Source organism: Epibacterium sp. Ofav1-8 (genome assembly GCF_022348185.1).
GTDB lineage: Bacteria > Pseudomonadota > Alphaproteobacteria > Rhodobacterales > Rhodobacteraceae > Epibacterium.
Genome location: NZ_JAKRFD010000002.1, coordinates 165,662 through 178,963 on the forward strand (window position 1 = coordinate 165,662; position 13,302 = coordinate 178,963).

The window sequence follows — 13,302 nt, forward strand, 5'->3', positions numbered from 1 at the left end:
GGTGTCGCCTCTTTTTTTGCTTTGCCCCGGGTTTGATTTTGTTCCCGGCTGGGGGGGCTTTTCTTCTTTTGGGCGAATTTGCGCGGCGCGCCGCCCGTTTCGGCCCCGGGGGTCGGCGGCGATATGTGCAGTGCGGGTGCCTATGCGTTAAGTCGCCGATGTAAAACGAAAAATCAGGCCGAACACCGCCCGAAAACGGGGGCGGGCCGGATCGCTCTGGCAGCGGTGGAGGGGGCTCTCTACCTTCCATCATGTCACGAGGCGCTGAACTGCCGGTGACCGAAACAAACCAAAGAGTGGAGTATAACGATGAAGACTTTTGCCCTGACCGCCGCCGTTGCCGCAATCGCCGCAGCCCCCGTTCTGGCCAGCAACTTCGCGCCCGAAGTGGATGCGGATGGCAATGGCACCCTGTCGCTGGAAGAGCTTCAGATCGCCTATCCGGCGCTCACCGAAGAGACCTTTGCTCAGATCGACGTGAACGCCGATGGCGAGGCGGACATGGAAGAGGTCGCAGCCGCGCAGGAAGCAGGCATCCTCGTCACCAACGGCTAACCCGAATGGCTGTCGCCCAGGGTTGCCCGGATGGGCCCCTGGGCGCGCCTCCCTGCGGCAGTCCCCGTGCGCGTCTGTTATGCGCCTGTTCCGGGTTCGGGATCCTGCCACGGGCTTGTGCTGTTCTTCCTGGCGTGCGCCACGGCTCCGCGTCCCCGCCGGACCGTCTGGCCCTCTCTTCCCCCAAGAGACTGCGCCTGTGTTCCAGGTTGCAGCACATGAAAGGCCCCGCCCATCGGCGGGGTCTTTTTACTTGTTCCGCAGGGGTATAGGCGGGGGTTTCTCACATTTTCTTCACGGAAACGAGACTGGCAGGAACATCTTTGGCTGTGGCGTGTTGGTCGGATGTCACGGAGGCACAAGACCTCCAAAATACACTGCGATCCTGAAAAGGAGGACAACATTATGAAACGCTTTGCGCTGACCACCGCCGCCCTTTCCGCCCTGATTGCCGCCCCGGCCATGGCTGATGTATCCGGCGCCGGTTCGCAAACCTTCGACGAGCTGAAGGACGTCTATCCCACGCTCGACCGTAAGGTGTTTGAGCAGGTCGACGTGAACAAGGACGGTGTGGCCGACATGGCAGAGATCGATGAGGCCGAGCAGTCCGGTGTGCTTGACGAGGAGATGGCAGTCACGCACTCCTCCTCCGACGGCAACTATGATCCGACGCCGAAGGGTGTGGACGAAGCCGGCTCGCTGACCTTCTCCGAGCTGAAAGAGGACTATCCGTCCCTGACCAAGAAGGTTTTTGAGGAAGTGGACGTGAACAAGGACGGCGTTGCGGACATGGAAGAAATCGACCAGGCCGAGCTGTCCGACGTTCTGGAACCGGGTATCGGCAATACCGCCGAAGGCCAGTCCTACAACAACGGGTAACATCGTTTGCGCCAGCAGTCCCTCGACAGAGGTGTAGCTGCGGCCAAATGAAGAGGGCCTCTCCCATCGCGGGAGAGGCCCTTCTTTTTGTTTCTGTGCTGACGCGCCGCTATTCGGCAGCCTTCAAGGAGGCTGACCCCGCCGCCGCGGACGGCTCATCCGTTGCGTCCTGCGGTTCATCGTCAGTCCAGTGCACCTCCGTCATTGGCAGGTGGCGTGCCTTGCGGCTCAGCACCGTATCCCGGGCCACGCGGCTGCCCTGTCCGCCCGTCAGGCGGGCGACCAGACGGCCGAGGGCGGCCATATAGGTGCTGAACCAGATCCGCATCGCCAGCAGGGAGGGGGTCACGACCAGTGTCAGAACCGTCGCCACACCCAGACCAAACACCACGGCAGTGGCCAGCTGTTTCCACCACAGGGCGGTGGGGCTGTCGATCGAGTAGCCGCCGCCAAAGAAGTCCAGGCTGACCCCGAACATCATCGGTGCAAGACCGGCCATGGTGGTGATCGTGGTCAGAAGCACCGGCCGGATGCGGGCCTCCGCGGTGCGGATGATGGCCTCGATTCGGGGCATGTGCTGACTGAATTCCTGATAGGTATCAATCAGGACGATATTGTTGTTCACCACAATCCCCGCCAGCGCCACGATACCGGTGCCGGTCATGATGATGGAGAACGGCTGCTGCATCACCATCATCCCGATCAGCACCCCGGTGGTGGACAGCACCACCGCCAGCAGCACCAGAACCGAGTTGTAGAAACTGTTGAACTGCGCCAGCAGGATCACGAACATCAGCCCGAGCGCCCCGGCAAAGGCCCGCATCAGGAAGGCACCGGATTCCTCCTGTTCCTCCTGATCGCCGGTCCACTCCCAGTCGATGGAGGCGTCAAAGGGTTCGGTTTCCAGCCATTTGGTCAGCTCCGCAATCCGTTCGTTGGAGTTGATCGGAACGATGCTGGTCTCGCCGTCAGCAATCGCTTCGCGCAGCGTGTCAGCGGATGCAGCGCCGGTCAGGGACTGGATCTCCGCCTTGGCACCGCTTGGCAGGGTGATGGCCTGGTCAGAGGCGGTTTGCCCCTCTGTCACCTGTTTGACCACCGCCAGCGAGATGGCCTCTCCATCGGCATCCGTGCCCATGATCCGGTTCAGGCCCGGTTCCACATCCGCCTTCACATCGAAATACCGTTGCTGTTCAACGCGCGAGATCTCCGCCAGTTTCGGAACCGGTTTTCGGGTCACGAAGTTGGACAGCGGCACCAGCCCTTCCTCGGTGCGCAGCTTCAGCGTGTCGAGGGTCGACAGCACCCGCTGCTGCTCCGGCAGGCGCAGGCGGATTTCGATTTCCTCGTCGGAGCTGTCGACGCGCATGGTGTCTAGCAGGATGCCGCGGGTGACCAGCTGCACCATCGCGCCAACGGTTGCCACATCAGCGCCGTAGCGGCCGGCCTTGGCCACATCCACGTCGATTTCCCAGTCGATCCCGGGCAGGGGCAGGCTGTCTTCGATGAGGGTCAGGCCCGGCGTGTCCTCGAACTTGGTGCGGGCGGCATCGGTGGCTGCGCGCAGCGGTTCCCAATCGTCACCCTTGATGCGCAGGTGAACCGGTTTGCCGGAGGCCGGCCCGCCCTCGAGCGCCTTGATCTCCACCTCAAAGCCCGGCAGCGTGTCGGTCAGACCGGTCAGCTCTTCGAGCACCGTGTCGCCATCGAATTCATCCGCGGTGACTTCCCGCTCGAACAAGCCCCCAAAGACCGGCTCGGTTTTTGTCGGGCGATCCTCCCAGGGGATGATCTCGAACTGGACCTGGCCGATGGTGTCGGGCGGCGTGCTCGCGCCGGAGGCATCGGTGTTCAGACCGCCCTCACCGGCAAAGGAGAACACATTGATGACCGCCGGATGGCGCATGATCATGTCTTCGGTGGCGCGGACCATTTCGTCCTTTTCATGCAGCGACAGGTTACCGCGCGCCCGGACATAGGCGGTGGCCTGCTCCGGTTCGCTTTCGACAAAGAACTCGACGCCGTGGTTGTTGGTCTGGAACAGGCCAAACACCGTCATGATGCCAAAACCCACGACCACAAGCGTCACCACCGGCATCACCGGGTTGCCGACGATCAGCTTGATGAACCAACCAAAACCGCCAAGGCGATGGCCGGCCTCGACCCGGCGCTCGCGATGCTGCAACTCCGCTGCCCCGAGGGTGACAGAGGCGGCGACGGCGGACAGCAAAAAGATCGCGACCCCCACAAGCGTGGCAAACAGGCCCGCGCCATTTGCAAACAGATAGGCCGGGTTCAGAAGCTGCATCGCCCCCACGAACATGCCCCAGATCGCCAGCGGCACCAATGCGGCCCGGACCACCCATGGCAGGTGGTGGCGCAGCGCGTCAGAGGCGTTGCCAAAGGCGCGGCTCATGCGGCCCGTCACACCGCCCATCACCGGCAGGTAGATCAGCGCAACCACAAGCGATGCGGACAAGACGAAGATCAGCGTCACCGGCAGCATGCCCATGAACTCGCCCGGCACCCCGGGCCAGAACAGCATCGGCAAGAAGGCACAAAGCGTCGTCGCGGTGGAAGAAACCACCGGCCAGAACATGCGCTGCGCCGCCTCCACATAGGCGTGCATCGGGCCGGTGCCTTCGGAAATGCGCTTGTCGGCATATTCCACCACCACGATGGCGCCGTCGACCAGCATCCCCACCGCGAGGATCAGGCCGAACATGACGATGTTGGAAATCGAAATGCCCATCAGCGCCAGGAAGGCAAAGCACAGCAGGAACGAGGTCGGAATGGCAAAGCCCACCAGCAGCGCAGCCCGGCTGCCAAGCGCCGCAAGCACGACGATCATCACCAGCGCCACCGCGGTCAGCACCGACCCTTCAAGCTGGCTCACCATGGAGCCGACAACCCGGCTCTGGTCGTTGGAGGTGCCGATCTCGATCGCCGCCTGCAACTCCGGCGGCCATTTGGCCTGCGCTTCGGCCAGGGTTTCCTTTACCAGATCGACGGTATCGATCAGGTTGAAGCCCTTGCGCTTGACGATCTGGAGGGCGACGGTCTCATTGCCGTTGAACCGCGCGGTGCCCTGGCGATCCTCGAAGGTGAAGTTGATCTGCGCCAGTTCCCCAAGGGTCACCACCCGGTCGCCGTTGGTCTTGACCGGCAGGCCGTAGATGTCCTCGACGCTGTCAAAGGAAGACGGGATCTTCACCGAAAAGGTGCCCTGATCGCTCTCCACTTCGCCGGCGGCGATCAGCTGGTTGTTGTTCTGCACCACCGAGATCAGCTCGACCGCGGTGACATTGTAGGATTCAAGCTTGAGCGGGTCGATCAGCACCTCGACCATTTCGTCGCGATTGCCCGCGATACCAGCCTCGAGCACCGCATCCAGCGCTTCGATGTCGTCCTGCAAATCCTTGGCCAGCCGGGCCATGGTGCGTTCGGGCACCGGACCCGACATGTTCACGATGACGATCGGGAATTCGGAGAAGTTGATCTCGTGGATGGCGTATTTCTCGGCGCCCTCGGGAAACTCCGCCTCGGCGGCATCCATCGCGTCGCGGACGTCGGCCATGACAGCGGTCTTGTCCCAGCCGAATTCAAACTCCAGCGCGACGCCGGCATAGCCTTCGGCCGCAGTGGCCGACATCTTGTCCAGGCCGTCCAGATCCGCCAGTTCGGTTTCCATTACCTTGACCAGCAGCGTTTCCGAATCCTCGGCGGAAATGCCGGGGAAGGGCACCGAAATGAACAGGGCGGGGATTTCAATGTCAGGCTCGCCTTCCTTGGGCAGGCTGACATAGGCAAAGCCCCCGACCAGCAGGGAAATCGCGATAAAGGCCAGGACCATCCTGGCACGATCTGCAGCCCAGTTGACGACGCCGATCATTCACTTGCCTCCCGGTACGTTGGGTTCAGGGCCACCCCTTCGGTGACAAAATCCTGTCCAACAACAATCACATCCGCCTGTTCCGGCAGACCGTCGAGCCAGACGCCAGCGGCCTCATCCCGCAACAGCGTCACCGGAACAAAACCGGCGGTGCGATCTGCACGGACCACGCGCACGCCCAGTTGCCCCTCGTTGTTCAGTGTCAGCGCCGATTGCGGCAATTGATGGGCCTTGGCGCCTTCGGCGGCGATGGCGATTTCTGCGGTCTGGCCATCGCGAATGCTCAGGTCAGGGTTGGGCACGGTGACCTCCACCTCGAATGTACGGGTGGTTTCATCCGCTGAGCGGCTGATGAAGGACACCTCGCCGGTGACCTGCTGGCCGGTTGCCAGTCGCGCACCGGCCCGCGCCCCCAGCGAGACCCGGTTGATCGCGGTTTCCGGCACATATCCCACCAGTTTGATGGTATCGAGCTGGATCACGGTGGCGCAGAGGGTGCCCGGCTGCAGCAGGCTGCCGACCTCGGCGGTATCGGATTCGAGTATACCATTGAACGGCGCGTGCAGCACCAGGCGATCCATCTCCTTTTCCGCGGCGGCCACGGCGGCCACGGCGGATTCGATCCCGGCGCGGGTGGATTCGAGCCCGCCTTCGGCTGAGGCGATCGCCGCCTGTGCGGTGCGCTCGGCCGCCTTGGCAGAGGCCAGGCGGGTTTCAGAGGCATAGCCCCCTTCCGAAAGCTTCTGTGCCGCGGTGAGGTTGATGCGCGCCTCTTCCAGCACCGCATGGGCTTCTTCCAGGCGGGCTTCGGCTTCTGGCATTTTGGCGCGGGCTTCGGCGAGGCGCGCGCGCGCCTCCTGCAACGAGGCCGGGCGGGTGCCGGGGTCCAGTTCACACAGCACATCGCCGCGGTCCACCGTCGCTCCCTTGCGCAGCGGATCGGAGATCACTGTCGAGGTGGTTTCAGCCATGACGTTGACCTCGCGCAGGGCACGGGTCTGGCCACGCAGCACCACCGCGTTGTCGATGGCGCGGGCCGTGCTGTGCACGGCAACCACCGCCACTTGCGGCGGGCCGTCTGCCGTAGCATCGGGCCCTGCATCCGCGAGCGCGGTCTGCGCCGCCTCGGCAGCGGAGTCGGCCGCTTCCATGTCCGTCGTGTCCTCGCCGCGGGCGAAGGCCAACAGGCTGTCGCGCTCCATGACCACGGCATAAAGGCTTGCGGTCACGACCAGGGCGGTCAGAGGGGGAATAATGCGCATGTTAAACGTCGTCTCCAGATTGAACACGTTTTTGTGAGTATAACCCCGTTTCGCCACGTCACACTGTGAAGCAGGTCACAGTGTAATGGTTTTCCGAAACACGTGCGCCGGGGCCCTTGATCCGGGCTCAGGTCTAAGCGGTCCCGGCGGCAAACAAAATGGTTCAGATTGCTCTTGTCACGCAAAATGACGCGAATGAGTGAAAATTCTCCCTGATCGAGCCGTTTCGCACCGGCAAATGGCAGGTTTTGTGCTCTTGTGCACAGGACTTGGCTTGTCTGAGTGCACAGGCTATGACACATCGTCAGGAAGAAATTTCGCCCCTTGGGGGCATCAGGGACAGAGGCCGTTTCATGAGCGATACCGACAGTTTCATCGATGAGGTGACGGAAGAGGTCCGCCGCGACCGTTTGTTCCTGCTGTTCAAGCGCTACGGCTGGATCGGCGCGGTTGTGGTGATCCTGATCGTGGGCGGCGCCGCTTGGCGCGAATACAGCCAGGCGCAGGCGCGCAGCCAGGCGCAGGACGTAGGGGACGCGATGACGGCGGCCCTCTCGGCGGATGCGGCAGCGGCCCGGGCCGATGGTCTGGCGCAGATCGAGGCGGGCAGCGCGGGCGCGCAGGCCGTAGTCGATATGGCCGAAGCAGCCGCACGCGTCGACGCCGGAAGCCCGCAAGAGGCGGTCGTGCTGCTGGACGGGATCGCGACCAATGGGGATCTGCCCCAGGTCTATCGCGATATTGCGGCCTTCAAATCGGTTCTGCTGCAGGCGGATACCATGTCGGCACAGGATCGCCGCCTGCGCCTGGAGGCACTCGCTGCCCCGGGTGGTACCTTGCAGTATCTGGCAGCCGAACAGCTGGCCTTGCTGGACATCGAGGCCGGTGACACCACGGCAGCGCTTGCCCGTCTGCAGGAGATCTCTGCTTCGGTCGGCGTGTCCCGGGACTTGCAAGAGCGGGTGTCTCAAGTGATTGTGGCTCTCGGCGGATCGCCCGAGGCGGATGCGCAGGACGGGGACGGGTAAGCGCCGCTCTGGTTCGAGTGGTGACGAGATCCGGAAGAAATGACCCAGGAATGATGACAGGGGCAGGGTGATGACGGCAACTCCAGGTGGCTTTGGCCTCCGTGCAAGTGTAATGGCAACGGCGATTGCGGCGCTCCTGTTGGGATGCGCCGAACCGGAGGAAATCCTGCGCGGCCCGCGCGAAGATATCCGCGGCGGACAGAGCGGCGAGGTTGAAAACCAGGCGCGGGCGATTTCCCTGCCGCGTGCGGTCAATAATTCCTCCTGGACCCAGAGCCCGGGGCAGGCGGCAACCCGGACCACCCATGCGGCGCTGTCTGCGGCGCCCGCCCTGGTCTGGAGCACCAACATCGGCAGCGGCGACAGCCGCAAGCAGCGCATCACCGCAGCGCCGGTCGTTGGCGGTGGTCGCATCTACACGCTGGATGCCTCCTCTCAGGTGTCCGCAGTATCGCCTGCGGGTGCGGTTCTGTGGCAACGCGCGATCCTGCCGTCCAGCGATGGCGAGGGCGACGCCACCGGGGGCGGCATCGCCTATGCGGGCGGTGTTGTCTATGTGTCCTCCGGGTTTGGCATTCTGACCGCGCTGGATGCGGAGACCGGCCAGCAGATCTGGCGTCAGGAGTTGGGCGCCACCGGATCCGGCAACCCGACGATTCGCGATGGGCTGCTGTATCTTGTGGCGGGTGATGACACCGCCTGGGTCATTGATACCAAGGATGGCCGCATTGCCTGGCAGTTGGAAGCCAGCCCCAGTGCGTCGAACATCCTCGGCGCTCCGGCGCCCGTGGTCGGGCCGGAGATTTCGGTCTTTGCCTTCGGCTCCGGCGATCTGATCGGGACCTTCCGGCGCGGCGGGTTCCGCCGCTGGATCGCATCGGTTTCCGGCGCGCGCACCGGCAGCGCGATTTCGCAGATCAGCGATGTCACCGGCGCGCCCTTCCTGGATGGCAATCGTGTCTATGTGGGCAACCATTCGGGACGTACAGCGGCCTTTGACGTGAACTCCGGCGAACGGCTCTGGACAGCGTTTGAGGGCACCTTCGGCCCCCTCTGGGTGGCCGGCGGCAGCGTGTTCTTTGTGAGTGACCGCAACAGGTTGATGCGTCTTGGAGCCAATGATGGCACAGCCATCTGGTCGGTGGACCTGCCGGGTTACGTCAAGGACAAGCCGCGCAAGCGTGCCGAAATCGTGGCGCATCATGGTCCGATCTTAGCGGGCGGGCAATTGGTGGTAGCCTCCAATGACGGCCGCCTGCGGTTCTTTGATCCGGTGGACGGCAGCCTCAACCGCAGTATCGAGGTCAAAGGGGGCGCTTCGACAGAGCCGGTCGTCGCCAACGGCACGCTCTACGTGGTGACGTCGGACGGTGAACTTGCGGCGTTTCGCTAACCTGTTGACGCTGCAACAGTGAGGTGTTGCGCTGCGCTTTGCGCATCGCGAGGGGGCGGGAGCGCTCCGCTCTGACTGGCAGACCTGACGACATCCGGGAGGCAGAGCTCCGGAGACCGCGAATTTATTTACTGGCGTGCGGGCCAAAGATAGGGTATCCGCGCGGTTCACCAATCACGGAAAGTCCGGAGCCATGTCCTTTACGCTCGCCATTGTGGGGCGCCCGAATGTGGGCAAGTCCACCTTGTTCAACCGTCTTGTCGGCAAGAAACTGGCGCTGGTCGACGACCAGCCCGGTGTCACGCGCGACCTGCGCGAGGGCGAGGCGCGGCTGGGCGACCTGCGGTTCACGGTGATCGACAGCGCCGGTCTGGAGGACGCCACCGACAACAGTCTCGAGGGCCGCATGCGGCGCTTGACCGAACGGGCGGTGGAAATGGCGGATGTCTGCCTGTTCATGATCGATGCGCGCGTCGGCGTGACCCCGACGGATGAGATCTTTGCCGAGATCCTGCGCAAGAAATCGGCGCATGTGATCCTGGCCGCCAACAAATCCGAGGGCTCCGCCGCCGATGCAGGCGTGCTGGAGGCCTATGGGCTGGGGCTTGGCGAGCCGATCCGCATGTCCGGTGAACATGGCGAAGGCATGAACGACCTTTATTCGGAACTCCTCCCGGTGTCGGAGAAGTTTGAGAAACTGGCCGAAGAGACCGCTCCCCTCACGGATGTCCTGTTGGACGAAGATGCGGACGCGGACTTCAACGCGGGTGAAGAGATCGCCGCAACACCTGTTCCGACAATGGAAAAACCGCTTCAGGTGGCGGTCGTGGGGCGGCCCAATGCGGGCAAGTCGACCCTCATCAACAAGATCCTCGGCGAAGACCGTCTGCTGACCGGACCGGAGGCAGGGATCACCCGTGACGCCATCAGTCTCAAGATCGACTGGTCCGGAACACCCATGCGGATCTTTGACACCGCCGGCATGCGCAAGAAGGCCAAGGTCCAGGAAAAGATCGAGAAGCTCTCGGTCTCGGACGGTCTGCGGGCGGTGAAATTTGCCGAGGTCGTGGTGGTGCTGCTGGATGCTGCGATCCCGTTTGAACAGCAGGATCTGCGCATTGCCGACCTAGCCGCGCGCGAGGGGCGTGCGGTGGTGATCGCGGTCAACAAATGGGACATCGAGGACGAGAAGCAGGACAAGCTCAAGGCGCTCAAGGAAGCCTTCGAGCGGCTGTTGCCGCAATTGCGCGGCGCGCCGCTGATCACGGTGTCGGCCAAGACCGGGCGGGGGCTGGAGCGCCTGCATGACGCAATCATGCGCGCCCATGATGTCTGGAACCGCCGGGTGCCGACAGCGGCCCTGAACCGCTGGCTTGCGGGCATGCTGGAACAGCACCCGCCGCCCGCCCCCCAAGGCAAGCGGATCAAGCTGCGCTACATGACGCAGGCCAAGACCCGGCCGCCCGGATTCGTGGTGATGTGTTCGCACCCGGACAAGATGCCCGAGAGCTACAATCGGTATCTGATCAACGGGTTGCGCGATGATTTTGACATGCCGGGCACGCCGATCCGCTTGACCCTGCGGGGGCAGGGCGACAAGAATCCCTACAAGGGCAAGAAGAAAGCGACCCCGTCGCGCCTGCGTAAACATCTCGACGGTCGCAAGAGCTGATCCCGGCTGGCGCGGCACCACTAACAGGAGACCGCGCCACATGACCTGGCCCTTTGGCATTCAGGACCTGATCCGGGAATTCATCACGCTTTTTGTGGTGATCGACCCGGTTGGCAGCATTCCCGTCTTTCTGTTTGCCACTGCCGCGGTGCCGCAGCGGCTGCACCGGTCCTTTGCGCTGCGGGCGGTCTTGGTGTCCGCGCTGGTGCTCGGGTTGTTTCTGGTGCTGGGGCAGATCATCCTCGAGGGCATCGGGCTGCGTCTCGGCGCGTTTCAGATTGCCGGCGGCATTGTGCTGTTCCTCTTTGCGCTCAGCATGATCTTTGGCGAGACCAAGGCCGCCAGCGAAATCAAGGAAGCCGAGAGCGAAGACCTGTCGGGGGCGGTGTTCCCGCTGGCGATCCCGTCGATCGCCTCTCCCGGGGCGATCCTCGCGGTGGTGATCCTGACCGACAACCATTCGACAGGTATCGTGGAACAGGCCATGACCGCCGGTGTTCTGGCGCTGGTCCTGGTCGTCACCTTCGTGCTGCTTCTGCTGGCCAGCAAGATCCAGCGCTGGATCGGTCAGACCGGGGTGAGCGTCATCAGCCGGGTCATGGGGCTGATCCTGGCGACGGTCGCGGTGGATGCGGTGTTGCAGGGGCTCGAACAGATGGGCGTTCTGGCATTGTCCGCTGCACCCGTCTGACCACAGGCTGTGCAACTTTGGCGTGTACCTGTGTGGCAAACACCTGCGCGGCGGGCATTTTTCCGCTGCGGCCTCTTGTCTTAGAGCGTATACATATTAACTGAGCAGGGTGCATTTTCACCACCAGCCTGCCGTCACGCAGGCGTCACAGAGCGTATTTATGGGGTCAGACATGGATCTGAGAGCCTACACACGCCAGTACACGCAAAAAGACAACCGGCTTGCCGCGTTGAGCTATTTTGGCACATTTGCGGTCTATTTCACGACGCTGTATCTGGCGATTTCCTATTCCCACCTGTGGTTTGTCATGTGGCCCGCGGGCATCGTTTTTGCCTTTTGCGCGGTGCGGCTGTACGTGCTGCAACATGACACCGGCCACCATTCGCTGTTCGAGACCCGTTCCCAGAACGAATGGGCCGGGCATGGGCTCTCGCCCTTCACCTTTGCCCCGTTTGAGGTGATGAAGCAGAACCACAACCTGCACCATGCCAATGTCGGCAATCTGGAGCACCGCGAAACCGGTGAAATTCACACCATGACGGTGGCGGAATGGGCACGGGCGGGGTTCTGGGAGCGGCTGCAATATCGGCTCTATCGCAATCCTTTTGTGCTGGTGCCGCTGGGGGCGGCCTTCACCTATTTCATCCGCTATCGCTGGCCGAAGAATACGCTCGAATTCGGGGTGATGCCGGTGCTGTTGCACAATCTGGCCATCGTGGCGTGGCTCTATCTGCTGTATCTGGTGGCGGGCAGCGAGGGGTTGCTGATCTGGCTTGGGTTTTCTTTCCTGGGCGGCATGATCGGGGTGTTTCTGGTCTATCTGCAGCATAATTTCGAGGACACCTATTGGGATCGCCGACCGGAGCTTGATCCCCGCGTGGCCGCCTTGCAGGGGTCGTCCTGTCTGGATTTTGGCTGGTTCTTCGATTTTGCCGTGGCCAATATCACCCTGCATGACATCCACCATTTCAACGCTCGCATCCCCAGTTATCGGCTACGTCAGTGCCACTACAACCTGCCCGAGGACATGGCGCCGCGTCGGATCAAGTTTGTCGAGGCCCTGCGGGCGCTGGGGTTGAAGCTGTGGGACGAGGATCAAAAACGTCTCGTGCCGTTTCCCAGCTGACCTGTCGCCGTTCTCCACACGGGGGCAAACGATGGGTTGGACATGATGGGAAGACGCCGCTAACCTCTTGATCCGAAGGAAACGTTTTTTCTTGGAGGCCGAACCCACCTATGACCCCGATATTGAAACTCCCCGGTGTGGGGCCCGCGCTGGCAAAGCTGCTCCAGGATCATGGCATCAAATCTGTCGAGGATCTGTCGCGCCGTTCGGATGCGGAACTCAGCAAGATACCCGGGCTCGGCTCCAGTCGGATTGCCAAGATGAAGGCCGCATCGGCGGAACTCCTCGGGGCGGCGGCGCCAACCGCTGACACACAGGCAGCGCCAGCGGCAAAATCCGGTACCGCCGCCTCGCGCGGTGCGGCCAAACCCGCCAGCCCGCGCAAACCACGGACCGTCCGGACACCTGCGGTGAAACCGGAAACCGTGGCGGCTGCTAAAACCGCCGCAACCGAGGCCGCCGAGACGGTGAAGTCCGGGGTTGATACCGCTGCCGAGCAGGGGCGCGAGGGGGTCGACAGTGCCGTCGCCGCTGCCGAGGCCGCACGCCTTGCCGCGGAGGCCAAGGCGGCAAAGGCCGAAGCCAAGGCCGCAAAAGCCGCCAAGAAGGCAAAGGCCCTGATGGCCGAATTCGCCGCCGCCAAGGCCAAGGCGAAATCAAAGGCCAAAAAGGAAAAGAACAAGGCCAAGAAGGAGATCGCCAAGGAAAAGGTCAAGGCGAAGAAAATCCTCTCCGACAAGGCCGATCCGAAGAAAAAGAAGAAAGACAAGAAGAGCAAGAAAGACAAGTAACGTCAGGGCCTGG

General features: G+C 62.8%; 10 protein-coding genes. 8 read left to right on the forward strand and 2 right to left on the reverse strand.

The features are described 5' to 3' along the window. Window positions 1-309: 309 nt before the first annotated feature. Together MHM97_RS03610 and MHM97_RS03615 are read left to right on the forward strand one after the other, a co-directional pair. On the forward strand, window positions 310-555 hold the full coding sequence (locus MHM97_RS03610; protein ID WP_239319561.1) for an EF-hand domain-containing protein: 246 nt from the start codon (window positions 310-312) through the stop codon (window positions 553-555). A 405-nt stretch (window positions 556-960) separates the two neighbouring features. Next, on the forward strand, window positions 961-1,434 hold the full coding sequence (locus MHM97_RS03615) for a hypothetical protein (protein WP_239319563.1): 474 nt from the start codon (window positions 961-963) through the stop codon (window positions 1,432-1,434). Window positions 1,435-1,543: 109 nt separating this feature from the next. Here the strand turns inward: MHM97_RS03615 and MHM97_RS03620 are convergent, their stop codons facing one another. Together MHM97_RS03620 and MHM97_RS03625 are read right to left on the reverse strand one after the other, a co-directional pair. After that, the gene (locus MHM97_RS03620) at window positions 1,544-5,326 is read right to left on the reverse strand and encodes an efflux RND transporter permease subunit (protein ID WP_239319565.1); all 3,783 of its coding nucleotides are present in this window, start codon (window positions 5,324-5,326) and stop codon (window positions 1,544-1,546) included. Further along, window positions 5,323-6,588, reverse strand: a complete 1,266-nt coding sequence (locus MHM97_RS03625) for an efflux RND transporter periplasmic adaptor subunit (protein ID WP_239319567.1) — start codon at window positions 6,586-6,588, stop codon at window positions 5,323-5,325. Before MHM97_RS03625 ends, MHM97_RS03620 begins: the two co-directional genes overlap by 4 nt. Window positions 6,589-6,941: 353 nt before the next feature. Between MHM97_RS03625 and MHM97_RS03630 the strand changes: the two genes are divergently transcribed. The 6 genes from MHM97_RS03630 to MHM97_RS03655 all read left to right on the forward strand — a co-directional run bounded on the left by MHM97_RS03630 (window position 6,942) and on the right by MHM97_RS03655 (window position 13,289). Then, on the forward strand, window positions 6,942-7,616 hold the full coding sequence (locus MHM97_RS03630) for a hypothetical protein (protein ID WP_239319570.1): 675 nt from the start codon (window positions 6,942-6,944) through the stop codon (window positions 7,614-7,616). A 70-nt stretch (window positions 7,617-7,686) separates the two neighbouring features. Beyond that, entirely contained in the window at window positions 7,687-9,009 is a 1,323-nt protein-coding gene (locus MHM97_RS03635; protein ID WP_239319571.1) for a PQQ-like beta-propeller repeat protein, read from the forward strand. Between the two features lie 193 nt (window positions 9,010-9,202). Continuing rightward, complete coding sequence (der, locus tag MHM97_RS03640; RefSeq protein ID WP_239319573.1) at window positions 9,203-10,681, forward strand: ribosome biogenesis GTPase Der; 1,479 nt, start codon at window positions 9,203-9,205, stop codon at window positions 10,679-10,681. Between the two features lie 40 nt (window positions 10,682-10,721). Next, window positions 10,722-11,372 carry a MarC family protein gene (locus MHM97_RS03645; protein WP_239319575.1) on the forward strand — a complete coding sequence of 217 codons (651 nt, stop codon included), beginning with the start codon at window positions 10,722-10,724 and terminating at the stop codon, window positions 11,370-11,372. A 172-nt stretch (window positions 11,373-11,544) separates the two neighbouring features. Further along, window positions 11,545-12,498 carry a fatty acid desaturase gene (locus MHM97_RS03650; RefSeq protein WP_239319583.1) on the forward strand — a complete coding sequence of 318 codons (954 nt, stop codon included), beginning with the start codon at window positions 11,545-11,547 and terminating at the stop codon, window positions 12,496-12,498. Window positions 12,499-12,608: 110 nt separating this feature from the next. Further along, window positions 12,609-13,289 carry a helix-hairpin-helix domain-containing protein gene (locus MHM97_RS03655; protein ID WP_239319584.1) on the forward strand — a complete coding sequence of 227 codons (681 nt, stop codon included), beginning with the start codon at window positions 12,609-12,611 and terminating at the stop codon, window positions 13,287-13,289. Window positions 13,290-13,302 lie beyond the last annotated feature (13 nt).

Coding starts and splice junctions, on each gene's coding strand:
- MHM97_RS03610 (WP_239319561.1), top strand. CDS start 310: ATGAAGACTTTTGCCCTGACCGCCGCCGTTGCCGCAATCGCCGCAGCC.
- MHM97_RS03615 (WP_239319563.1), top strand. CDS start 961: ATGAAACGCTTTGCGCTGACCACCGCCGCCCTTTCCGCCCTGATTGCC.
- MHM97_RS03620 (WP_239319565.1), bottom strand. CDS start 5,326: ATGATCGGCGTCGTCAACTGGGCTGCAGATCGTGCCAGGATGGTCCTG.
- MHM97_RS03625 (WP_239319567.1), bottom strand. CDS start 6,588: ATGCGCATTATTCCCCCTCTGACCGCCCTGGTCGTGACCGCAAGCCTT.
- MHM97_RS03630 (WP_239319570.1), top strand. CDS start 6,942: ATGAGCGATACCGACAGTTTCATCGATGAGGTGACGGAAGAGGTCCGC.
- MHM97_RS03635 (WP_239319571.1), top strand. CDS start 7,687: ATGACGGCAACTCCAGGTGGCTTTGGCCTCCGTGCAAGTGTAATGGCA.
- der (WP_239319573.1), top strand. CDS start 9,203: ATGTCCTTTACGCTCGCCATTGTGGGGCGCCCGAATGTGGGCAAGTCC.
- MHM97_RS03645 (WP_239319575.1), top strand. CDS start 10,722: ATGACCTGGCCCTTTGGCATTCAGGACCTGATCCGGGAATTCATCACG.
- MHM97_RS03650 (WP_239319583.1), top strand. CDS start 11,545: ATGGATCTGAGAGCCTACACACGCCAGTACACGCAAAAAGACAACCGG.
- MHM97_RS03655 (WP_239319584.1), top strand. CDS start 12,609: ATGACCCCGATATTGAAACTCCCCGGTGTGGGGCCCGCGCTGGCAAAG.